The organism is Dysgonomonas sp. GY617, from assembly GCF_015233815.1.
Lineage (GTDB): Bacteria > Bacteroidota > Bacteroidia > Bacteroidales > Dysgonomonadaceae > Dysgonomonas_A.
The window spans coordinates 48,182-73,535 of sequence record NZ_JADCLR010000001.1 but is presented as its reverse complement, the minus strand read 5'-3'; the positions used below and the strand labels follow the sequence as shown (position 1 = coordinate 73,535).

The window sequence follows — 25,354 nt, the reverse complement described above, 5'->3', positions numbered from 1 at the left end:
GCAATTAGAATAGCTACGTGCTGTTATAATTATAAAATGCAACAATAAATGCTTTATGTTACTCATTACAAAATAAGGCTTTCGAGACTTTCCAAAACATGGAAAATTATTCAATTACATAGAATTTAAGGTTTCAATGGAGTTTTTGCACCTAAGGTTACATACACTGAATCGGAAAACTGATAGCCTCGAAATATACCTGTTAATTTGATAAGTGTACGCTTTCTCAGGGGAATATCTTTTGATGTTACCAACCTACTGCGACTCTCTCCTCCTATCGACCACGAGTAACGGTCATAATCCATGCCGGCATCCAATAACAGCTCGTCAGCATCGGTTACAATCTCCTTTTCGGGAAACATCTTACCTAAATCAGCACCCATATAAAATCCGGGTTGGGTAGGCTGATTATAGGCTACGTTTTGAGTAGCCATGCTTATCCTGTAAATCGGATCTTCCAAGAATGTATGGAAACGATATTCGGTAGGGTATGTAGATACATACAGTCTGAGGTTGTTATTATCTTCGGTTCTCAATAAAACTTCTTCACGCCAGTCGCCCACAATATCGCCTTGTATGGCAGGTGTTGCTTTTGTTCCATTGTTCGAAACGCATCCTTCGGCAGTAAGCAGGGTTTGAAATCCACCCTCCTTATAATCGTATTTTGTGATCTTATTTTTATCGAGCAACTCACGAAGCAAATCTCCATCCCACCAACAGGCCATATTTACCGATATGTTTTGCATGGCGGTATCAATACATTCACCTTTTATGTTACGGATGCCTTTGGACTCCCACGACCACATTTCGACTCCGGGATAATTAGGATCTATATCGGCTGCCATACACCGACCGACATCGGTAGTTGAAGGTATCTGAAATAGAATTTCACCTGTTCGTGCATCACGGTAAGTAGAGCCATCCCGTTTATTTTCGTGGCAATCCCACACTTGCAATCCCCCCCTCTTCGGATCGAAAACGGTCAGATGTATAGCATCGCCATGTCCTAATTTGGTATTGTATAAACCCGTTCCATCGTGATCTATGGCACACGATCCGTATATAATTTCGTCACAACCATCGCCATCTACATCTCCTACTCTGAGGTTATGATTTCCCTGCCCTGCATACGATTCATTACCGGGAGTATTCGAATCGAAAACCCAGCGTTTCGTAAGTTCTCCATTGCGCCAATCGTAGGCGACCAAAACGGTTCGGGTATAATATCCCCGGCACATGACTACACTTGGATGTTCTCCATCCAGATAAGCAATAGCTGCTAAGTAGCGATCCATGCGGTTTCCTTTATCATCGCCCCAACCCATCAAATCGCCTCTCGGAGGATCGTAAGGGAGGGTTTCCATCGCCTTGCCTGTCTCTCCATTGAAGATGGTCAGGTATTCATTTCCTGACAGAATAAAGCCATCCGAATTTCTAAAATCAAGTTTTGCATCGCCTATTATATTGCCCAATCCGTCAACCGAACCATCGGCGGTTTTCATAACTATTTCGGCTTTGTTATCTCCATCCAGATCATATACCATAAACTGAGTATAGTGTGCCCCTGCACGGATATTCTTTCCGAGATCTATTCGCCAGAGTTTAGTTCCATTCAGTTTATAGCAATCAATAAATACATTGCCTGTATAACCCTTGTGCGAATTATCGTGTGCATTGGATGGATCCCATTTCAAGATAATTTCATATTCGCCGTCACCATCCACATCACCAATACTGGCATCGTTGGGCGAATAGGTGTATACCTGCCCATCGGGAGTTACTCCGTCTTTGGGTTTATCAAGAGGGATATTTATATAACCGATAGGAGCATTTGCAGGAAGGGTATATTTTTGTTCTTCTTTTTCTACACCTTTTATTAACGATTTTATTACATAAGTTTGCTCACGATCGGAAGCTGTTTTGTCTTCAAAAAAAGTTCCTTTCATGATCGGTCTATCGTTTATTTTAACTCCATTTCGATATACGTTAAATGATATATCGATAGGGTCGGACGAGAAGTAACGCCAGCTCAGAAAGTTGGTATTGCTATCTTTTTTCACAACCACCAACCCCCGATTGAGTTTTTCTCGTTTGAGCTTTGTATAATCGTAATTGGGTTGCGCCGAAACACCAATTGCAAAAACGAAAAAGAATAAGAACACAGTAATCTGTTTGAATTTGTAATTTTTCATATTCTCAAATATTAATTACTTAATGGTATTGTATAGAATTTTCGGTCGGCTTCAAAATCGAGCATTATCTGATCCAGGATAACCCCATCGTCTAATGCATAAATAGTAATTGTATGCTCGCCTGCCTTATTCAGCTTATGATAGGTTACATTTACGGATTGATTTCTCAGCACATTTTTTTTCCAATCTTCGCTTCTGAATTCAGTTTTAAAAGATACTACCTGAGGCTTTCCATTATCTACTGATATCGCATAGCGTATATCGTTTCCATTTACGGGGTGATTGGGCAAAAGGCAGGTTCTGATAATAGCATCACCGCTTGAGGTTGTCAATATTCTATAAGTCAAAGCATTTCTTTTTCCTTTGCTCAAACTTACTGCTTGGGTAGAGTTTCCCAGTCCTTCGATTAATTCCGATAGTCCTTGTGTTTCCTTTTCATAGTTAGAGGCATTGAGTATTACCATCTTATTATATTCTGTTGCCATATCTGTATTAAGGTTATTAGTTTCCAGTTTAAATGTATAGTCTTGTCCATTTATGTATAAAACGCATTCTCCGATTGCTTTCTCCAATTTTACTTTTGACCAATCTACACTAAAGACAATTCTTTTTTCAGTAAAGAGGTTCAGATACTCTTCATCAATATTCAGCCATTCTGGCTTTTGATTGATACTCCAAACAATAGGTTGAATCCCTTGTTGAAAAACTGAAACAAATGTTTTGCTCCCTGATGGATTGACAAAGGGAACAAGCTCAATTGTATATTGATTATCGATTGGTTTATCCGTATTTTCAACCCATATTAAAGGTTGTTTCGTATTTTTAAACTCTATTCTATCGGGCAATTCCGCTTGCTGATAAACATTCAGATCGCGTGGTTTCATATCCATGATACCATTCCATTTCCCATTCATCAAATCGTGGTTGTACATATAGGTCAACCCTGCAATCGCATTGTAAGCATTTACACTTTTCTCTGCATATTCATTGGCTACGGGTAAGTTATAAAAGGCATATAATCTGGCTTTCTGAGCATATAATAATTTCTTATTCATCTCCGCCGAAACACAAATGGGATATTGTACCAATTGAAAATAAGCTGCCTTTTTGTTTTGAGGGATTCTCTTTTCTAAACGCAGAGCTTCTTCTGATATAGTGGAGTAATCCAATAAGCGATTGTAAATCTCATCTCCAAAAGCATAGGGATTAAATTCGGTATCAATAACAGGTGTTCGCCCATTTTTCACCTCAGCAGAATATTCTTCTACCCTGCTCCATCCCATAAATTCGGGTTTACGGACATTTGCCAAACGGTAATACTCATTCAATAGGGGCGTGATTTCTCTTGCTAAATCTTCGCCAAATTCTCGGGCAAGCCAATCTTGTTGATTAGCATAAATATTCTGAGGATTTATCTTATCTATATTCCAAGCCATATCCAAGAAGAATTCGGTAGTATATTCAGCAGGTTTTAGGTCTCCCACGTTCAATATCCACAATTTGCGAGCTCCTGTGTCCCATGCTTTTTTCATTTGCCAGTAGATGCGAGCAGGCTGGGTCGTTGATAACCAGAGATAATCGTGAGGTCGTCCCCAATACGAGATATGATAATAGATTCCGCTACCTCCGCTCCGCTTTTGCTCGGCTTCGTTGCTTAGTCGTGTTATATATCCATAGTTATCATCGCACCAAGTAAGGGTTATATCTTCGGGAACTTTCAATCCGTTTTCGTAGATACTCAATACTTCTTTGTAGGGTACAAATGACTGAGGTATTTTAGTTATATCTTTATTTACATATTTTGTCAGTAGCTCTCGCTGATCCTTTATCACTTGCGAGAGGACAGATGTTTGCTCGTCCAAGGTTTTTACACCTTCCATCTTTCCATCGTGTACGCCTCGCATACCTATTGTATAGAAATTTTCGTATGTTCCTGCTTCTTCGAGTCGTTCAGACCAATAGTTACAAACTGTAGTTTTATTAGTTAGATAATTATAATCTCCATATTTCTTAGCATCCCATTCGCCTGCACTATTTCTCATTAACGGTTCGCAATGCGATGTTCCTATTACAATACCATATTTGTCTGCCATTTCTTTATTACCCTCAACAAAATAGAAAGGAGCTGTAGATTCGTGCATGGCTGGCCATAGCGTATTAGCTCGGAGCCTCAATAAGAGTTCGAAGATCTTTCCATAGGTTTTACTGCCTATCTGCCCTTTTACCGAAGATTGTTCAAAATTCTGACTGCTCCAAGGCATCAAACCCCAATCCTCATCGTTTAAGAATATTCCACGATACTGAACGGATGGTTGCTGGCAAAGAAAATACTCATCGGGAATGTTAATCGCTTCTTTCTTATCGGGTATAGCATCTGCCCACCATTTCCAAGGAGAAACACCAATCAATCGAGACAATTGGAGCACTCCGTATGCTGTACCTCTGCTATCACTGCCTAAAACTATTAGCTGTTTCTTATCTCCATTTTTTATAATCTGTATCTGAAAGGCTTCCCATTGATTCTTTATTTTATCAGCAGACAATTGTTTTGTACCAATCAGATTATCTATATACTCATTCTTTCCTATTGTGCCGATTACGATAGCATTATCTACAATATCGTTCGACCAAGCAGGACTCACGCCCGACACATCTTCCATATCGGAACAGAACATTCCGATGGCTGTATAAACTACTTTGTCTTCGTTTGCAGATACATATATATTTGTTGCTTTCTTATTATTCAACAAAGGAAAAGCTGCTGACATAGAAAATGTCGTGCAGCTAACTAATAAGACGATAGTTAGATATAGGTCTTTCATAATAAACACGTTTGTGATACAGTTCATTACCAAATAGCAGGTTATTACTCTATTTTATAAATGAATACAAAACTAAGCCCTCAATTAAAGTAAGGGCTCAGTCTTGATTCTATTTAATAAATACCTAGAATTAATATCCGGGGTTTTGCATTGCTTGTTTTTCTTCGCCCGACAAAGGTCTGCCATTTTTATGAATAGCATCCAAGAACGTTTGAGGAACAGGACGAAGGTAATGCACACCTTCTTTAGGTAGAGCCTCGTCATTGAAAACCTTAGCTCTGTTTACAAGAGTTTTCGTTCTGGCTAAATCTTCCCAACGGATCAATTCTCCCATCAATTCGCGAGATCTCTCATTCAATATAAAATGTAGGAATTTTTCGGACTCAGAAGAGGCTCCTACTACATCATAAAATTCTTTGGTTGAATTCAAGATATCATTTACACTATTGAGATGCAATGAGGATGAAGCGGTAGTGGTTGCTGCAATGCTATTCGACTCATAGTATGAATTCTTTTCCGAATACGAAGTATATTGAGCAGTATTGGCCACAGCATTATTTTTGTAGGCAACTCCACCGTCCGAATAAATAGCTCTGTCTTCTCCTTCTTTATAAGCTGCTCTGTCTCTCACCGCATTAATATAAGGCAATGCCGCAGCATATTGCCCTTTGCGTCCATAAGCTTCGGCGGCAATAAGGTAGGTTTCGGCAAGACGAGCCAGAATACCATCTCTGCAGCCAAACTGAGAAGCAACCGAAATACGCGATCCATCTAAAAACTTACTCATTGTAACATAGCGACTTGTTGAATAATTACCATGATCGCTATCCAGATTATAGGGCTCGCCATTGAAATAACGAACAAACAGATGGGGAGCACGGTAGTTGATATTATCCTCTGTATATCTGCTGTCTCCTGCATTATTCACAATGTAAAGAATAGATTGTTCACCTCCTGCAAATCGTGCCTTGCCCACTAATGCCTCACTCGGTGCATATTTAGCAGTCCAAACGGGAGCACTAGCCGGTTTATTACATGAATAACTGGTTTTAAATGACTTCCAGAATCTAGAATCGTTTACTCTATCAAAAACATCCATAGAATAATCGGTAGTTCGCATCCGTTGAAATTCACGACCTCCGGGAATATCACGCTGCATACCTGCCAAATTTTGATAGATAGATGGGTAATATAAATGTACCTGATTTCCGTAACGACCTTGAGTAGCTGTATTGTTAGAAAACTCAGCAGCTAAGATAATTTCAGGCAGTTTTTCGTTCGCTCCATTTACAGTCGTATAGTTCCACAATTCTCTAAAATCTTTTGCAAGAGAGTGCTTTCCGCTGTTTATTACAATATCTGCATATTTAATAGCATTATCTAAATCCTCTGCTTTTGTAGCAGAATTCCAGTCACTATACAATTCGCTCGCACGAGTAAGATATACTTTTGCCAAAAAGTGAGCGGCAGCCCATTTTGTTATACGTCCTTGTTCAGCAGGTGTAGACGGCAATAAATTATATGCTTCTGTAAGATCTTTAATAACCTGATCGAACACTTCCTGAGTTGTATTTCTACCAAATTCAAACTCTACCGTAACCGAAGGTTCGAGCTTGATAGGCACTCCTCCAAATTGTCTTACTAATTTGAAATAATTGAAGCCTCTCATAAAATGCCCTTCACCCAAACGTGTATCTCTATTTGGCAAATCACCGTAATAGAGAGGAACATTCTGAATAAGAATATTAGCACTTGCAATGTTGCTGTACATATTATCCCAAACATTGGAAACAAAGGCATTCTGAGAATTCAGACTTGCGTCATACGAGTTCCACATCTGCTCGCTACGGTCGCCACCAACAGCAAACTCATCTGTACCATAGTTTGTTGTAGCGTATGCCCAATTGTAATTGAAATGAAACCGCAGTCCTTGATACATACCAACCGAAAGCCCATCTAACCCTTCGGGTGTTTTAAAAGACTCAAGACTTAACGATGTTGTCAACTCCTCATTCAAAAAATCAGAGCAAGAAGGCATCAGCAAAACCGTGGATGTTGAAATTACACAACAGTATATTATTTTCTTTATATTTTTCATATTTTTTCTATTTAAGCTCACAGAGCTATTTATTGCTTTGATAAGTACAATAACTAAAGCTGGTTATCTTTGAGAAATGTATCATTAAATACTTTCTCTTACTTAAAAGACCACAAACCTATGATATTTAGAAACCAATATTTATACCTACGATAAAACCTCTATTGAATGTAGAGCCTCCCAAATCGGGATCGATCCAATCAATTTTAGAATACAATAGTCCGGGGTTTCTAAATTGAGTAAACAGTTTAAGATTAGTTACGCCCAAATTCCCTAAAGATTTTTGAGGAAAGACATATCCTAGAGAAATGTTACGCAGTTTGATAAATGACCCATCCTGATAATTCATAGAGCTCTTAAAGTCATCGCCCGATGCTCGGTCATAATTGGGAGCAGGATAAGCATTGGTAGGATTAGTAGGGGTCCAATAATCAACAACACGTTGTGCGAATCGTCCTTGCAAAGCTTCAGCACCTGTTTCCATCAAGAAATTCCATCGAGAGAAGATGAATACCGACAATTCCCAGTTTTTATATGTAAATGTATTTACCAAACCTGCTGTCCAACTCGGATTTTTCTGACCTACAATTTTACGGTCATTATTAGCGTCAATCTTGTAATCTTCGTTCTGGTCTACAATCTTAATATCACCCGGTTTAAAAGCATGCCCGTTTGCATTGAATTTTGCCATCTCAGCTAAATCCTCAGAAGTATTTTGCCAGATTCTATCTTTTTGATAGTCATAGAAAACACCCAGACGTTGACCTATAAACCAGTTATTTGCAAGAATGTCTTCTTTACCATTTGCCAATTCGAGTATCTTATCTTTACTTGCCGAGAAGTTAAGGTTGGTTGACCATGTAAAATCTCTAGTCTCTATATTTACAGTATTCAATGTCAAGTCGATACCTTTATTCGATGTTTTTCCAATATTAGTCCAAACGCGTGTATATCCCGTTACCGAAGGAATATCTCGTTGCATCAGAAGATCGCTTGTTGTTGATGTATAAAGATCCAGATTACCACTAAGTCTGTTATTGAAGAAACTAAAATCGAGTCCTAGATTCCACTGAGTCGTACGCTCCCATCCCAGATTTTTATCAGGCATCACTATTGGCTCTTTCATTGAAGGATCAGACTGAACATACCCAGGAGCAACTAAAGCTCCCCATGTGTAATAAAGAGTTTCTACCCCTCCTTTTGTTTGGTATGGGTCGATGGCTGAGTTTCCTGTTGAACCTACACCTAAACGTACTTTCATTTGATTGATCCATGTCTGATTCTTAAGGAAATCTTCCTGATCTATACGCCAGCCGACAGCTGCCGATGGGAAGAAATCCCATTTATTGCCTTCTGCCAACTGAGATGCTCCATCCCAACGAGCCGACGCTGTCAACATATATTTGCTATTGAAGCTATAATTGGCACGAGCCATATACGATAGCAACTGAGTTTCGACCAAGCCCGATCCAAAAGCATCGAGGGCACTAACCGAATTCAATTGATTCCAAAGTTGACTACTCCAAGGTAAGTTACTGGCTGTCATAGAAGAAGTTTCTTCATGAAACTTTGACGAACTTTGCAGTAAGGTTACTCCCAGATTGTGTTCTTTATTGAATGTTTTATCATAGTAGATTAAGTTATCTAACGTCCACGATAGGCGTTGAGTCTTGTTCAACTGAGCATAATTGGTAGAACCCGGTTCACCTGCTCCTCTGTTGGAAGATCTCTCATCCATGAAGCGTCCGTTTCTGAAGTTATAAAAGTCGGGACCAAAGTTTACACGATAGCGCAATCCTTCCATAAACTTAATCTCTGCATAAAAACTACCCAGAGTACGCAAGGTTGTACGTTCGTTTATTACATACTGATCGTCACCTATGGGGTTTAATATATTAACATCACCACCCGGCATATTGATTCGATTGCCATTTTCATCAAAAGGTACTGCATAAGGTAACATCGCACGAGCTGCAAAATAAAGATTGCCCGGTCCTGTTGCATTAGATGTTGCATATCCGTAGTTCTGAACACTCCATGTACCGGTTATAGAAGCACCCATCGAAAACCATTTTGTAGGATTGATATCGGTACTTATTTTCACATTATATCGTTCAAAATCCTGACCTTTTTGAGTTCCTTCCTGATTTAGATAACCAAAAGAAGTATGTGTCCTCATTTTATCTGTACCACCACTTGCACTCAGTGTATGTTCGTGAGTTAAGCCCGTTCTCAAAACTAAGTCTGTCCAATCGGTTGTAGGTACTAAGTTTCCGTTAAAGGTTCCACCAGCCCATCCTTTTTCGATATTAGCCCAAGCTATCGGATCTTGACCGAAAATTGCTTTATCTGCTTCAAGAGTAGGAACTTCTGGATAGGTATTTTTTGAAGCACGGCGAAATGCATCGCGACGAAATTCTACATATTGTGGAGAGTTCATCATCTCGGTACGATCATACATATTCTCTATCGTTACTATTCCCGAATAGTCTAAAGACATCTTTCCACTTTTTCCTCTTTTAGTAGTAACCAGCACAACACCATTAGCTCCTTTCGAACCGAATACTGCTGTTGCCGAAGCATCTTTCAGAACATCAATAGATTCTATATCCAAAGGGTTAAGTGCCTCTATACCTCCCGACGAAAGAGGAATTCCATCCACAACATACAGTGGCGAGTTACTAGCATTCAATGAACGGCTACCACGAATAAGAACTTTCCCTATTTCTCCGGGGCGTTCATTCGATGTTATATCAACCCCTGCTGCTCTTCCCTGCATAGCTTGCAAAGCATTTGTTACAGGCAGTTTTCTTATTTCTTCGGAGCTCACGTTTACCATTGCACCGGTAACGTCGCTCTTTTTCATAATACCATATCCAACCACAACTACTTCGTCAAGCAATTGTGTATCTTCTTTCAACACTATTTTAATCTGAGATTGTCCGGCTACGGGCACCGATTGCTTTACATAGCCTATATATCCAACTTCTAAAATATCCGAAGCTTTTGCTTCAATGGAAAATATTCCATCCAAGTCGGTTATTGTTCCAATAGAAGTGCCTTTCACTGTGACCGAAGCTCCAATAATGGGCTCGTTATTTTCATCATAAACAGATCCTTTAACCGTTCTTTGCTGTGCATACGAGTATGCTAGGGACAAAAGAAGAAAGATCATCGTCAAAAACATGTATCTTGTTCCTGGCACAAGACTTTGATTCGTTTTCAGTTTATTTCTCATGGATTTTTAATTTAAGTAATTCTTAGATCAGGTTTTTCATCCGATTTAGGGATCGGGAATTAAGATTTCTTTAAGTTTTCATGGCTTTTATGTTTACATTTATTAAATCTTCAGCGAAAGTAGGCTACAAGGGTATCTGTACAAATGTATTTTTGTACAGAAACATAGAAAATAAGACTTTAAGGTCATTTATAGAGTTTCATAAACCTCAGCTTCTACAATACGTAGCTGTCCTTTAGCATCTAAAGCATTGGGATCTTTGTACAAATCGAGTTCTTTGGTACCTGTTACCTCAATAATTCCGCCAAAAGCATCTTCATCGGTGCTTTGTCCCATAAGCTGAATTTTCACGAAACGTCCTTTTGTAGGTTTTATTGGTATTGAAATATATCCTAAGCTTTTTTCGGTATCACCCTTGTATACTTCAACATCATCTATGGTTATAATTATAGGATAACTGCGCATTCTCCAACCGGTGAGCTTTAACTCTATTTCCGAGATTGTTGCGTCACGTTCCAACTCATATTTTATCCAGCCTGTACGGATGTTTCCATCGTTAGTCCACTCCGAGAGTTCGTTGTCATCGTAACTTAAGTTGGCTTTATCTTCGTTGCTTCCTGCGGTGGCAGCTACAATATCAATACTCTGACGAGTTGGGGTAAATGATGCACCAACGGGAGTTTGCCCCCTTTCAGTATAAGATGGCTGATGCTCTCCGCTGATATATTCTGCAAGCCCGTTTTTTTGTTTAAAAGGAACAGATTCGAACGAAACAGTATTAGGCTTCAGACCTTTTGCCGATGCAGTCAATGTAACCTTTCCCGCATTATTTGTAGATCGGATTAATACGCGATTCACGCCTGATTCGAGAGGTAATTCCTTTGATAAAATGTAGTTCTCTTTTCCCTGAGCAATGCCGCCTCTCCATTCTGCAGGTCCCGAAAGGGTAAACGATGCCAACGCTTCGGATGTAGGACAACGATTTCCATCTTTATCAACAGTTTCAACTTCAATCAATGCCAAATCTGCACCATCTGCTTTGAATCCATCAGGAGCATTCATTACTTTCATTTTCAAAGCAAAAGGCTCTCCTGCTGTTTTTATCTCACTTCGGCTTAGCTCTGTTTTATTATTGCTGTAACTGATTGCCTCTATCTTCCCTTCCTGCCATTTTATATCTTTGAACGTAAACAAAAACTGAGAACTTCTTTCTCCCATTCCCTTAGATTGTCCGTTGATAAATAGTTCGACTTGATCTCCTGAGGAAACAACCAAAACATCTTTTATGGTTTGAGGAGTGTAATTCCAATGCCCTACAATATGGGTACGGTGATTTTCAACATCAACCCATCCGTCCCACATAACCCGATGGGCATAAAAAGCATCTTTGGGTATACGCATAGCATCTACTTCGCCACTGCGTCTATAATTTTCAGCTCCCCGATAATGTGTATTAGAGTCTGAAAAGATGATATTAGTTCCACCCGAGCTTACTCGCTTACCCGTTCCGGGGCGTACTCTGAAATAATCGAACCAACGAATAACGGCTTCTTTTGCAAACGAATCCTGATTGCGATTATAATCGCTTGCATCCTTGCCTTTATGCAAAGGACCGTCTCCGTCTTTATGATAAGGAGGAGAAAACTCGTCCCAATATTTACGCAACGCCTCATCTCTCGAATATTCGGTTGCCCACATCGGTATCCGTGCGCTTTTATTTATATATAGCATCTCGCCTCCATATTCGGCAATTTTGCTATCCAACATCTCACGCGAACCAATAGCACGCCCACCATAAGGGTCGTAAAGATCTCTTACAGCCTTCATTTCTGCCATATGATCTTCGCTTATAGACTCATTTCCTGATTCATAGAAAAGAATACTTGGGTTATTCCGATTGTAAATAATAGCATCACGCATCAACTCTACCCGCTGCTCCCACTGTCTGCCAGTAACATCTTTTTCGGCATCTCCGGCAGGCAGGGCTTGTATAAGCCCCACTCTGTCACACGATTCTACATCTTGTTTCCAAGGGGTTACATGCATCCAGCGAACGAGGTTACCATTTCCTTCAACAATCATCCGATTACTGAAATCGCTCAGCCACGCGGGAACAGACATTCCTACCGAAGGCCATTCGTTACTGGTACGTTGTGCATAACCTTTCATTTGCAGAATACGATCATTCAGCTCAACCATTCCATTACGAAAGGCTGTTTTTCGAAAACCTGTTCTTGTTTTTACTACATCTACGGGAATATTGTCAACATAGAGAATGGTATATACGTCGTACAGATAGCCATAACCCCAACTCCAGAACTGGAGATCATCAACAAGACTATTCACAGCCAAAGTCTTTGTTTCTCCTGCTTTTAGATCAATGGGCGAAGATTTAATCTTTTTTATCACATGACCACCCATGTCTTCTATTTGCATCTCCAAACTAACCGTTTTGGCTGCCGAATGTTCGTTCTTAACTTGCGATTCTGCAAATATGAGCGCATTCTTTTTCGTTATATTTATTTCACGTGCATAAATGTATGTACCTGTAGTTTTGAGGTTACTGTAAAGTGGCAAAGTCTGATATACTTTGTCGGTAATATGCAAAAATACATTCTTTGGTATACCGCCATAATTGGCATTGAAGTTTATATTATTCCACTGATAGGTAGTACCCGTAGCACGCTCGGCATACTTCCACGAATTATCGATTCGTACAGCCAGAACATTTTCTTTATTCCCCAAAACAACATCATCGCTAATGTCTATTCCAAACGCCATTACACCATTTTCGTGAATAGCTATCTGCTTTCCATTCAGATAAAAATCTCCTCCAAAGCGAATGCCCTCGAACTCTAGAAAAACCTTCTTTCCTTTATCACTGGGCGATAGTTTAAAATGCTTCCGATACCATACAATATTGGTTGTATGATCTTCGATAGGAGCTTTAAAGGCATCATCTTCGTTAAAAGCTCTGGGTAGTGCTATTTTTGTCCAAGAAGCATCGTCGAAGTCTGCTTTATCAGCACCTTCCACATCTCCCACCTTAAGAACCCATTGAGAATTAAAATTATACTTTACTCGCCGATTCCCTTTTGTTAAAGGGATAGCAGAGCTACTCGTTATTGATAAAATGAGTAGCACAATACAGGCTTTACAGCGAAATAAATTCATGCGTTGTTTCATAGCCAGATTTAATTAGATTTAGTTACCATCAAAAGTATTTCCATAAAGCCGAACAAAACATGGAATTTTGTCCATTCAACTATATAATTTGACACTATTAATATCTATGTCATTTTTTACTTTAATTTTGAGTAAGAAACCCTGATCTAAATCCCTGCATAATGAATACCAAAATCACCCTATCTATAAGTGTGCTCCTTTTTTTCATTTGCAACTTTGCAAATGCCAAGAACAGAGAACTCCATTTTTCTCAAATAACCACAAAGGATGGACTATCTCAAAATACGGTAAGAGATATTTTACAGGATAGAAGAGGTTTTATCTGGGCTGGGACGGTGGATGGACTCAACAGGTATGACGGCTATCAGATTGTAACCTATAAGCCTCAGATCGGAAATCCTAAATCGTTGATCGATCATCGGATAAAAAATCTATTTGAAGACCAAAATGGATATTTATGGATAAAAACCTACAAGAATGTATTCTGTTGTTACAATCCCGAAACTGAATCGTTTATTGATTATCAAGAAAATATATCCGACAAAACTCCAAGATATTACACAAATTACCATGAAACAGAAAACGGCGAAATATGGCTTTGGGGAAACACCAACGGATGTTTACGTATAAGAAGAAACAAGCAAGGTTTCACGTCAACAGCTTTTCTTGCAGATATTCCTTCTAATAATAAAAGAAATGGGCGATTTCTTTTTGAGGACTCTAAAGGTATAATATGGTATGGAGGCGAATCGGGTTTACACAGAATAGAGGGTGACAAAACCGAAAGCTTTTTTAATCAAGATACAACCTATCATATCTCGAAGGCTGTGGAGCTGAACAGTAAAATATATTTTTCGACAGAACAAGCGGGTATATTGGTTTATGATCTCAAAAGAAAAGCATTCGAGCCTATAACAACTATTCAAATGCCGTCTATTCTTACGGATATAGCTAAAACCAGAATAGACCAATTACTAGTGGTAACAAAGGCCTCGGGAGTTAGGCTCTTTAATATAAGAAATAGCGAATACACTACTCCCGAGTGGGCTAAAGACCCCGATTTGAGAGGAAATATACAGCTCATTATAGACAAAAAACAAAACGTCTGGATATTTAATCACACAGGGTATATGTGGCATTACAATATACAAAACAGTGAGATAAATAAGCTGCAACTCATCCCTAAGAATATCATAAATGTCATAGATGAAGAAAGATACAACATCTTTATTGATTCGAAAGATATGGTATGGATCACCACTTATGGCAATGGGCTATTCTCATACGATCCTAAAAACAAATACCTTCAGAATTATAAATATACGTTGGGCCAAAACAGCTTAAGCTCCGATTATCTGCTTTCGATCACCGAAGACAAATTTGGCAACCTATGGTTAGGTAGCGAATATGCAGGTATTATAAAAGCCGTAAAACCCAATTACGATATACAATATATAAGACCCGAGAATAAAATATCCATTGGCAAAAACAACAGCGTAAAAACCATTTATGAGGATTCGAACAACAGTATTTGGGTAGGAACTAAAAACGGAAGTCTCTATGTTTATGATCATGGTATAAAATCGATCAAACATATTTACGAAGATTTGAATCCCTATACAATGACGGAGGACAAAAAAGGTAGAATGTGGGTAGGAACAAAGGGTAATGGCTTATATCTATTCGATACTAAAACATTCAAACAACTAGCACATTATAAGAATGATGCAGCTAATCTAAATAGTTTGAGTAACAATTCGATATTCAGTTTATTACTCGACAATAATGACCGTCTTTGGGTGGGATCGTTCGGAGGAGGAATCAATCTGTTTCAAGAGCACACAGAAGCATCGCCTTTTATCCAATTATTTAATCAGGAAGGAAACAGACGTTATATACGCTGCATATATCAGGATAGCAAAGGTTTGATATGGGTTGGAACCAGCGATGGTATCATTAAATTCGAACCTGAAAAGATTATAAATAACCCTCTCGAATTTACAGCCTACAAATTGAATCTGCAAAAGGCAAATACATTGAGCAGTAATGATGTAAAAACAATATACGAAGACGAAAACGGACAAATATGGATAGGTACTGCCGGAGGAGGGCTTAATAAATATCTGGGAGATACGGATCAAGGTGGAACTTTTGAGGCATTTACAACCAGCAACGGCTTGTCGGGCGATATAGTTTCGGGTATTATGGAGGATAATAATAATCAATTATGGATCAGCAGCGAAAACGGAATTTCAAAATTCGATAAGCAATATAATTCATTTACCAATTATCATTTTTCAGAAAATACATACGGAAATCATTTCAACGAAAATGCCAATCTTAAATGTTTAGACGGCAATATGCTTTGGGGAAGCCTCGACGGGCTACTTATATTTAATCCGAGAAGTTTTGTGGCAGAACAAAACACACCACCCGTCACTTTCACAAACTTCTTTTTGTACGATCAGAAAGCAGAAATTGGAAGTTCTGATTCGCCTCTACAAAAGTCAATTTCATTCTTAGACAAAATAGATTTGAGCTATAAGCAAAATACATTTACAATACAATTTGCATCACTCACTTTAGGTTCTCCCGAGAAGAATTTATATTCGTACATGCTCGAAAACTACGATAAAAAATGGAGTACTCCCAAACACGACAACAGTGCAACTTATAAAAACCTACCTGCGGGAAAATATATATTCAAGGTTAGAGGAGCCAATAGCGACGGGGTATGGAGTGATAAGATTACTCAGATAGAGATAGAGGTTACGCCTCCCTTTTGGAAATCGACATACGCATATATTCTATACAGTTTATTGCTGATCTGCGCCTTATATTTTGCTTTCCGCTTAATCTATAAATTCGGGAAACTGAATAATGCAGTTCAGGTCGAAAAACAACTAACCAATCACAAATTGCGTTTCTTTACTAATATCTCGCATGAGTTCAGAACTCCGCTCACACTTATTCAAGGAGCTATGGAAAACATGAACGAACAATCAAATATTCCCGACAATATAAAGAAACAACTTAATATTTTGGGTCGAAACTCAAATACCTTAAGCAGACTTATCGATCAGTTACTAGAGTTTAGAAAACTACAAAACAACATTTTAACCCTCGATCTGGAAGAAATAAACATGGTTGAATTTGTACAGGAAATATATTCGGGCTTTCAAGAGATTGCCGAACGGAAAAACATTACCTATATGTTTACCAGTCAACCCGATTCTTTGAGAATGTATATTGATCGCCGAAAAGTCGATAAAATAATATACAATCTACTATCCAATGCTTTTAAATTTACCCCAAAAGATGGAGAAATAGAAATAACTATAAGCATTAACCCCAAGAACGAAACTTGCATTATCTCTGTTAAAGACAACGGAATAGGCATTGATAAAGAAAAGCAGCATTTGTTGTTCAGTAGATTCATGCAGATCAATTTCTCATCGTCCGGTACGGGGATAGGATTATCTCTTGTTAAAGAATTTGTGGAATCGCATAAAGGAAAAATCTGGTACGAAAATAATACTAACGGGGGATCGATCTTTCATGTTGAACTATCAACATCTAAAGAGGTATACGAAGGAGAGAATTTCATAGATATGGCTTTACCTGATATTATTGATGAAAATATCAGCACAATTTCGCCCATAGAGCAAGTACCTCATATTTTGCCAGAAATCAGTGAATCGACTTTAGCCAATTACAAGATGTTGATTATAGATGATAATGATGATATACGTGACTTTCTGATTGATGAATTCAGCAGGTATTTCATGGTAGATTCGGCTGAGAATGGAAAGCAAGGACTTCAAAAAGCTATTGAAACAAATCCCGATCTGATTATTTGCGATGTTATGATGCCCGAAATGGATGGCTTTGAGGTTACACGCCTATTAAAACATGAATTTCAGACTTGCCACATTCCTATCATATTATTAACTGCCCATTCTTCTATCGAGCATCAATTGGAAGGTATAGAAAGCGGTGCAGATGCCTATATAATGAAACCATTTAGCATGAAATATCTAACAACCAGAGTTTTTAAACTGATAGAACAACGCGAGCAATTGAAGAAAAGATTTTCAAACGAATATGTACTCGATGGCAATCTGATTACAGCAACAGACAAGGACAAAGAGTTTTTCGAACTTATCGATCGTATTTTAGAACAAAACATATCGAATAGTGAGTTTTCTGTGGATCGTTTTGCAGAACTATCTAAACTTCGGAGAACTATTTTCTATAAGAAAGTTAAAGGTATTACGGGATTCTCACCCAATGAACTGATAAAGATAAAGAGGCTGAAAAGAGCTGCCGAAATGTTACTTTCGGGAGAATTTACAGTCTCGGAAATATCATACAAAGTAGGTTTCGAAGACCCATTCTATTTCAGTAAATGTTTCAAGGCTCAATACAATTGTTCACCATCAAAATACGGTCAACCAAAAGAAGAATCTAAATCAGTAGAATAGATACTATTGTCAGTATCTATTCTACATGTATCTTGTAGGTTACACTGCCAACGCCGTTAGTATAGTAATCAGAGAAACCAAATGAAACGGGAACAATAACAGGTTTCGCTATCTTAGGATCATTCAATTGCTCAATAACTTCTATTAGATTTCCTTTGATTACATTAAATTCGCCTGCTGCCACCATATAAATATAATAAGCATCTATTTGTTGTGCCTTTTTCACTTCTTCGGCATCTAATTGTCCCTTATTACTCAGTTTTGATTTAAGAGAATTTACTGTTCCTCTATCAAAATCAGACTCCACCAACAGTAAAGAGTTATTACCATAGCTAATCTCTGCAATGTAATTAGGATGCAAAGGTTCATACTTCTCTTTACTCAGCTCCTCCGTAAACAAAGAAGGATAAGGAAAGTCCATAAATGATCCAAATCGCTTATGTGTGATAGGATATATTAATCCATACTCATGCTTCATTGATTCTTCTTTATAAGATTTTCCGTTCAACAATTTATCCAACGAAATACCAAGTTCATAAAGCCCAATACAATGTAAATGACGACGAGAGTAATAATTTGTCCCATTTGAAGCACTTAAAGACAAACTCGAGCTAGAAGCGTGTTTATCAATACTTTCTTTTTCTATTTTCTGATACGCTTCATAAGAAGGCATAAAATTATCTATTCTTGAAAAGTTTTGACCATATCCTATACCTATCGTTATTAGATTATACGCATAACCTTTTATAACACTTAACTTTGGATAATTAGTAAGATTACTACTAAAGAGGTTTCCCAGAAATATAGCTTCTTTATTTGAGGAATTAATAAACAGTTGATCTGCTTCATATTCGAGTTCAAAAGGTTCGGTCTCTGAATAAGTTCCGCTTATGAGGCGAGTTAAAGAACTGAAACCCAATCGAGGTAAAGTATATTCGGGTTTAGGCTTAGCTTCCTGTAAAATACGTATTTTTTCGTTCTTACCTTTTATCTGAAAAATTAATTCAAACTCACGGCTTTCGCTTTGACTATTCTTCTGAACTGCAATAACTACCTCCGTATCTTCTTTTGTTCCTTTTTGTTTACTGACAATCAGCCATTCTGGAATATTAACGATCTCCCAAGAAGTATTTGTTTTTAATTCTATCGTATCTTTTCCTTCCTTATAATCGAAAGTAATTTCATTTTGAGAGAGTTGGATAAAATCAGGCTCTACATTATCATCTTTTCCATCACAAGAAGAGAATAAGAAAAGAAGCAGAGAAAAAATCAAGAAGTTATTTTTCATATTTTCAAAAGTAGATAGAGGTTTGAAACTCAGAACAAGGTTATTAATTGTAAAAGATCATTCAAAGGTAAAAAAATAATGAAATGCTACAAAGTAATTTACTCACCCCTAAAGAATATAACAGGCTCATTCTTTCCCCGCTTTAAGATATTTACTCAATCCATACAGATTCAAGTCTCTTATTCCATCAGCCACAAAAGAAGCTACTTGCGTTGCACCCTTCTCCATCATATGGGTATCATCTTTCAGCCCATCGGGTTTAGCATGATCTACACCAGCTTCTACCCACCGATAATAAGGAATAGAGGCAGAATCGCCCAACATGGTTACAAAATCACGGGTATTTAAGTTTATATCAATCAAAGCTACCGCTTGTTCTCTAGCTACTTTTCTTGTAATAACAGGGTAACCTTTTAGACGATCGTCCACCAAATTACCATCTTTAAAAGTACGCATCACCACCGAGGTCAATAATACGGGATAAGCATCTTTACTCCTCACATCGTGAATAAATTTCAGTAGATTCTTTTCATAATCTTCATATGAAGTATGTCGCTCGGGACGGGTTGAAGCGTCATTATGCCCAAATTGGATAAACACATAATCGCCGGCTTTTACTTCCGACAGTAAACGATCCCAACGTCCTTCACTAATAAAAGTCTTTGTGCTTCGTCCTCCCATTGCATGATTAACTACCTGCACATCCTCTGTGAGGTATTTTTCGAGCATCTGCCCCCATCCTTTTATCAGACCGTCTTTCTCCTCCTTATAGCTTTGAGCCGTAGAATCGCCCGCAATAAAAATTCTTATTTTAGGTTCGGAAGAAGTAAAACTACACAGCAAAATAAGAAGAGCAAGTAAGGCTAATTTATTTTTCATATTGATATATCTAATAGGTAAATAATTGGGCGAATAATAATTCGCCCATACAAGTAAAGCAATAAGAGGTAGACGTTTATTCTATCCAAACAGATACGCCTGCTGTTGGTATTGCTTTACCTCCAATAATATATTGTACATTTCCTATAAGAGGTAAATCCAATGTTTTATCGGCATAATTGACAGCTATACCAAAACCATCGCGATATTCGATATGCAGCCCCGCAGGCAAATCAAGAATAGGAATGTTTAATTGCGAGTATAGTTTCTTCAATACATCTTTTTCAAATTGTCCTTTCTGAGAATCCACACCAACATAAGTTACTGTTCCTTTTCCTAAACAATGGTGTATGACAGAAGGTTTTCCCTCATAAAAATCACCTTGATAAGTTGCCCATGTTTCAGTACCAGTGTCAGGTTTTAATATTTCGCCCCAACTAGTCCAGCTATAAGGTTTTCCTCCAAAAATTACATTATCGGGAGTAGTGGGCTGTAAAAGATCGTAAAATTCTATCTGACCACCAATCAATGGATAGATGAGTTCACCAAACTTGGCTTCAAACAACTGTCCGTTGCGAGTTTTATGTCCCGATCGGGCTGTTAAAACCAAATTGCCACCTTGCTCTGCATAGGTTTTCCATCGTTGTACCAGTTCGGGATCAATCATTTCGTAAGCAGGGGCAACAATTACATTGTATTTAGATAAGTCGGCTCTTTCATCAATAAAATCAACAGGTGCACCAAAGTTTTTCAAAGCATCGTAATACTTATCTATGTGTTTCTCGGTATTCCATTCCGTTGTTTGCTTGTTGCGTTCCATTTCCCAAGTATTCTCGTGATTGTAGAGAATGGCGGTTCTTCGTTTTTCGTAAGCATCGGGATTTTTAGCATTCGGGTTGTATTCTTTTCGAAGCAATGCTATTTCCTTTATAAATTCCGAATATTCTAATCCACTTGGAGTTGGCGTTACACCATCGGGTCCAACAATACCATAATGATACAATTCGGTTCCATAAATCGGTTGACGATACCGATAGGTGCAAGCAAATTTACTGCCTCCTGCAAAAACATGCCATAGCCACAAACGAACAGCTCCCGGAAGTGGTTGAGAATTTATCTTACCCCAATTTACCTGCCCCGGTTGAAGTTCCATGATACCATAAACCCCATCAATCGGACGGAAAAAATCATTAGCTTTTGCAATACGTTCAACAGGTCCTAAGCGATACCCTTTACGACCAATTCCATAGTTTTCGCCAAATACCATATATCGGGTATATGAATGAAAATCCAGTTCATCGCTTTTTCTCAAATGTCCGTCCTCATAAGCCGGAATGTAATTAGTAGTTACCCATTGAGAAGGAATACTATATTTGCGGATAGTTTTGGTTTGATCGTCCAAAAAACTAGCCATTTCATTCGTTGTGAATCTATTGTAATCGAGAATCTGATGCGTATTCATAAACATTTGAGAAGTCTGAGGAATATTTATCTCCGAGAAGTCAGAATATACCTGACTCCAGAAGTTAGTTCCCCAAGCCTTATTCAAAGCCGTAATAGTAGAATATTTATTTCTCAACCATGTGCGAAATCTTTTATTAGCATCTTCTCCGTAGTCGGAAACGGGACGAGGTTCGTTATCTAACTGCCAACCCATAATCCGTTTATCGTTGCCGTAATGTTGAGCCAGTTTATCAATCATTTTCAATGAATATTCTCTATAAAATGTATTCGATGGCGATGGGTGCTGGCGTGCTCCATGATCCATCTTTGTACCATCTTCACGTGTAATCAATACATCGGGATATTTCCTTACCAACCATACAGGAGGCGTAGCTGTTGAAGTGCACATAATTACTTTCAACCCATTCTTATCTGCCAGATCAACAGCTTTGTCTAACCATTCAAAATTATAAACTCCTTCTTGCGGTTCGAGTTGTGCCCATGCAAATTCGGCATAATGTACAAAATCAAATCCCAAGCTTTTTATCTGTTTTAAATCCCTTTCCCATTGGCTTTCGTCCCAATGTTCAGGGTAATAATATGTACCGACAATTGTCAAATCTTTTGGATTGAAAAATCGATCGGCTTTCTGGGCATTCAGCCCTAAAGCAAAAGCTATCAATAGTAATCCTGTAAGAAGTTTCTTTCTCATGTTCTTTATTTTAAGGTCATGGTATATTGATATAGGGGCAAATAATTACTCACCCCTACAATTTCTATTGTATTACATTTTTCAACTCATCAGGAGCATCTTGTGTATGTGTATTGATTCGTTCACCTTCCAACTTCGTTAAATCCTCTATTACTGACAATTTCAAATCAGATTCTGGATAGAAGAATCCCGAAGTCATATACTTGGTTATTGCATAATAGAGTTGACGTGCAACGGGTCGTTTCTCCAAATCTGTGTGAATATCGGCACTACAAACCATTATCTTGCCTTTACCTACATTAGCTTCGAACAGCATACCCAATTTACGGTTGATAAACCATGTATCAATAGGTTGTACGATAGGTTGAAACTCAGCAGGAAAACTATTCATCTCCATTGTCTGAGCTTTATTGATCAGTTCCCACCATTGTAAGCCCGTATAGAAGTCGGTAGGGAAGTTCTTAAATATTGGATGATTATCTCTAATCAGCGTACCAACAGTATGTGGTGGACGCATTTTGAACCACGATGTATTCCAGAAAGCAGGCGTCATATATTGTACTACATCTTTGCCTTGCTCAATTTTTGAAGCCAACAACAGCAACACTTTTCCTCCGTTATTCAGTATCTCTTTTGTTTTAGTATCTATTGTCGAAGTCACATAAATATCGGCTGTGTTTACTTCGGGTAAAGTGGCAGGATATACCCAGAAATCCCAGTTATTGGTTATATCTGAACACGGAATACTCACTTCAAGATTCAATTTTGTAGCCTTATCAATGGTAGCTAAAGGAAAAGAAACAGTGCCTAAAGTTTGACAATTACCAACAGCTATATCTTTGGGTGATAACTGTCCTTTTTGAATAACTTTTCCGTAAGTATCTTTAATAGTCCAATCAATAGAAGTTTGTTTCAGTTCCTTTTCTCCGAAATGCGAAACTTCGATACGAGCCTGCATCGTTTCGTTATTCTCGAATACAAACTTATCCATTCGGGAAAGTAAAACCGTAGGAGCACAAAACTCACGAAATTCTCGTCCATTTATGTATCCTTTATCTTCCCAGAAAGCATTGAGAACTCCAACCAGAGCTGTGCCTTGTCCCGAATAATCGTTCAGACTGAGCAATTGAAACCCTGCATAGTTAGGAGTACGCAGTGTTTTTTCTATTTCATATTTATAGGCTAAAGCTTGTAGTTTGCCCGATGCTCTGAGAAATGCAGCCGATAAATCGCCCATATTTCGGTCTTTCAAATCTTGACGAAACAATTCAAAATTACGGGCACGCATCACACCAGTATATCTGTCAATCTCGGTAAAATCAGGGAATACACACCATTGACCTGTTTCGTGTGATACATAGGGCTGTTTAACCGTATCAATACGAGCCTGATAATCAGAATTAGATTCGGGTCGTTCGTCTGACCATGCTAGTCCTCTTGCTCCTGCTTTTACATGGAACTGATTGCGAGGTTGCCATGCCCAACCATTACCAACCGAAGCTCCTGTATAAACCCGTCGCGAATCGGTTTCTTTCCAATAGTCTACAAATTTGCTTACCCATGCCACCCAACGTCCACGAGGTTCGTTACCAATAGCAAACATCGCAAAAGATGGATAGTTACCATATTGTTTAACAATACGTTTAGCTTCTTCCCACAGATAGTCATCTACGGGACGACCGTCTCCTAAAGACGACCCATGATTAGGCCATGTAGGTCCTTCTGGTTGCAGATAAAAGCCTACTAAATCGGCAGCTATCATAGCAGCTTCGGGAGGGCAGAACGAATGGAAGCGCATGTGATTTAACCCATATTGACGACATATACGAAACACTCTTTCCCACGATGCTACATCCATAGGGGCATAGCCCGTCAATGGAAAAACACAGTTTTCGACCGTACCCCTCAGCATAGTTTTACGACCGTTGATATAGAAATATTTATCTTGAATAGTAAACTCACGCATTCCGAATTGTACTTCACGTACATCTTTACCTGCTTTAGTTTGTAGGGTAACAGTCAGTTTATATAGATTTGGATGAAATTCATCCCACAATTGCATATCACTACCCATCGGTAAATCAACAGATAAAGAAGTAGATTTACCTTGTGCTTTAAAACCCTGTTTGACAGGTACTACAACATGGCGTTTTTCACCGTTAAAGCTTTCGGCTTCGAGTAGAATTTCGCCCGAAGTATTTCCTGCAATGGAAATAGTTACAACTGCTTTCTTTGCTTTCAGATCGGGGAAAATCTGAATATCATCTATATACGTTCGAGGTGTGGTTTGTAATTCCATGCGACCCACTACCCCATTCCAATTACCTTGAGTTTGGTCGGTTATACTATGCGAGTCTTTGCCTACATTAATTTCTTTGGTTCGGTTATCAATCCTTAGGCTGATAGTATTCTTTCCTGTTTTCAGATAAGGTGTTACATCAAATACATGGGGAACTGATAACGAATTTTGCATGCCGACTTCCTTATCGTTAATCCAAAGCATGGTTTCGGTATGTGGACGTTCTAAGAATAATGTAATCCGTTCACCTTTCCATGAATTAGGAATAACTACATCACGTTGATACCACGCTGCACCTACATAATATTTGAGAGGAGTCAGCCAGAAAGGAAGTTTCAAGTTTTCCTGCTTTCTGAATTTTTCTAATCTTGGGTTGTAAAAGAATGAACTGTCATAGATACTCGCAGTCCAATCAGTATGAAGTGTAACTTCGTCTCCTTTTCGGTTTTCGGTCATAGAACCTGGCAAGACAATTTCATCTTTCAGCATTCGTGAATACCAACGTTCTTTGAGACCATTGTCATGGGCATCAATATTAAAACGCCATGTTCCTTGCAGATCGATTGTCTTCTCCTGAGAAAAGACAGACAAGCACATAAAAAGAAAAAGACCGGTTAAATAAATTCGAGAAAGGGTACTAGCCGAGTGCCTCATAATATTGTATCGTTTAATTTTACAGATTCAGGTAAAAACTACAATACAAATATATCACT

The 25,354-nt window shown here is 38.4% G+C and carries 10 protein-coding genes; 1 reads left to right on the top strand and 9 read right to left on the bottom strand.

Features of this window, described 5'->3' with window-relative positions:
* Window positions 1-125: 125 nt before the first annotated feature.
* The 5 genes from IR022_RS00200 to IR022_RS00180 form a co-directional block, all read right to left on the bottom strand.
* On the bottom strand, window positions 126-2,192 hold the full coding sequence (locus IR022_RS00200) for a rhamnogalacturonan lyase (RefSeq protein WP_194202167.1): 2,067 nt from the start codon (window positions 2,190-2,192) through the stop codon (window positions 126-128).
* 11 nt (window positions 2,193-2,203) lie between these two features.
* Entirely contained in the window at window positions 2,204-5,014 is a 2,811-nt protein-coding gene (locus tag IR022_RS00195; protein WP_194202166.1) for a glycosyl hydrolase 115 family protein, read from the bottom strand.
* A 130-nt stretch (window positions 5,015-5,144) separates the two neighbouring features.
* The gene (locus IR022_RS00190; protein ID WP_194202165.1) at window positions 5,145-7,112 is read right to left on the bottom strand and encodes a RagB/SusD family nutrient uptake outer membrane protein; all 1,968 of its coding nucleotides are present in this window, start codon (window positions 7,110-7,112) and stop codon (window positions 5,145-5,147) included.
* Between the two features lie 127 nt (window positions 7,113-7,239).
* Window positions 7,240-10,350, bottom strand: coding sequence for a SusC/RagA family TonB-linked outer membrane protein (locus IR022_RS00185; RefSeq protein ID WP_194202164.1), 3,111 nt, complete (start codon window positions 10,348-10,350; stop codon window positions 7,240-7,242).
* 189 nt (window positions 10,351-10,539) lie between these two features.
* The gene (locus tag IR022_RS00180) at window positions 10,540-13,536 is read right to left on the bottom strand and encodes a glycoside hydrolase family 2 protein (protein ID WP_242052984.1); all 2,997 of its coding nucleotides are present in this window, start codon (window positions 13,534-13,536) and stop codon (window positions 10,540-10,542) included.
* Between the two features lie 161 nt (window positions 13,537-13,697).
* Here IR022_RS00180 and IR022_RS00175 point away from each other — a divergent pair, with 161 nt between their 5' ends.
* On the top strand, window positions 13,698-18,020 hold the full coding sequence (locus IR022_RS00175; protein ID WP_194202163.1) for a two-component regulator propeller domain-containing protein: 4,323 nt from the start codon (window positions 13,698-13,700) through the stop codon (window positions 18,018-18,020).
* 16 nt (window positions 18,021-18,036) lie between these two features.
* On the opposite strand, the gene IR022_RS00170 is transcribed toward IR022_RS00175, so the two are convergent.
* The 4 genes from IR022_RS00170 to IR022_RS00155 all read right to left on the bottom strand — a co-directional run bounded on the left by IR022_RS00170 (window position 18,037) and on the right by IR022_RS00155 (window position 25,238).
* Entirely contained in the window at window positions 18,037-19,308 is a 1,272-nt protein-coding gene (locus IR022_RS00170) for a BACON domain-containing protein (protein ID WP_194202162.1), read from the bottom strand.
* 126 nt (window positions 19,309-19,434) lie between these two features.
* A complete protein-coding gene (locus IR022_RS00165) occupies window positions 19,435-20,187 on the bottom strand; it encodes a rhamnogalacturonan acetylesterase (RefSeq protein ID WP_194202161.1) in 753 nt (250 codons plus the stop codon).
* A 76-nt stretch (window positions 20,188-20,263) separates the two neighbouring features.
* A complete protein-coding gene (locus tag IR022_RS00160) occupies window positions 20,264-22,342 on the bottom strand; it encodes a beta-galactosidase (protein ID WP_194202160.1) in 2,079 nt (692 codons plus the stop codon).
* A 64-nt stretch (window positions 22,343-22,406) separates the two neighbouring features.
* The gene (locus IR022_RS00155) at window positions 22,407-25,238 is read right to left on the bottom strand and encodes a sugar-binding domain-containing protein (RefSeq protein ID WP_242053034.1); all 2,832 of its coding nucleotides are present in this window, start codon (window positions 25,236-25,238) and stop codon (window positions 22,407-22,409) included.
* Between the last annotated feature and the right edge of the window lie 116 nt (window positions 25,239-25,354).

Excerpts from the sequence above, each read along its gene's own strand:
- IR022_RS00200 (WP_194202167.1), bottom strand. The coding sequence starts at position 2,192 with ATGAAAAATTACAAATTCAAACAGATTACTGTGTTCTTATTCTTTTTC.
- IR022_RS00195 (WP_194202166.1), bottom strand. The coding sequence starts at position 5,014 with ATGAAAGACCTATATCTAACTATCGTCTTATTAGTTAGCTGCACGACA.
- IR022_RS00190 (WP_194202165.1), bottom strand. The coding sequence starts at position 7,112 with ATGAAAAATATAAAGAAAATAATATACTGTTGTGTAATTTCAACATCC.
- IR022_RS00185 (WP_194202164.1), bottom strand. The coding sequence starts at position 10,350 with ATGAGAAATAAACTGAAAACGAATCAAAGTCTTGTGCCAGGAACAAGA.
- IR022_RS00180 (WP_242052984.1), bottom strand. The coding sequence starts at position 13,536 with ATGAAACAACGCATGAATTTATTTCGCTGTAAAGCCTGTATTGTGCTA.
- IR022_RS00175 (WP_194202163.1), top strand. The coding sequence starts at position 13,698 with ATGAATACCAAAATCACCCTATCTATAAGTGTGCTCCTTTTTTTCATT.
- IR022_RS00170 (WP_194202162.1), bottom strand. The coding sequence starts at position 19,308 with ATGAAAAATAACTTCTTGATTTTTTCTCTGCTTCTTTTCTTATTCTCT.
- IR022_RS00165 (WP_194202161.1), bottom strand. The coding sequence starts at position 20,187 with ATGAAAAATAAATTAGCCTTACTTGCTCTTCTTATTTTGCTGTGTAGT.
- IR022_RS00160 (WP_194202160.1), bottom strand. The coding sequence starts at position 22,342 with ATGAGAAAGAAACTTCTTACAGGATTACTATTGATAGCTTTTGCTTTA.
- IR022_RS00155 (WP_242053034.1), bottom strand. The coding sequence starts at position 25,238 with ATGTGCTTGTCTGTCTTTTCTCAGGAGAAGACAATCGATCTGCAAGGA.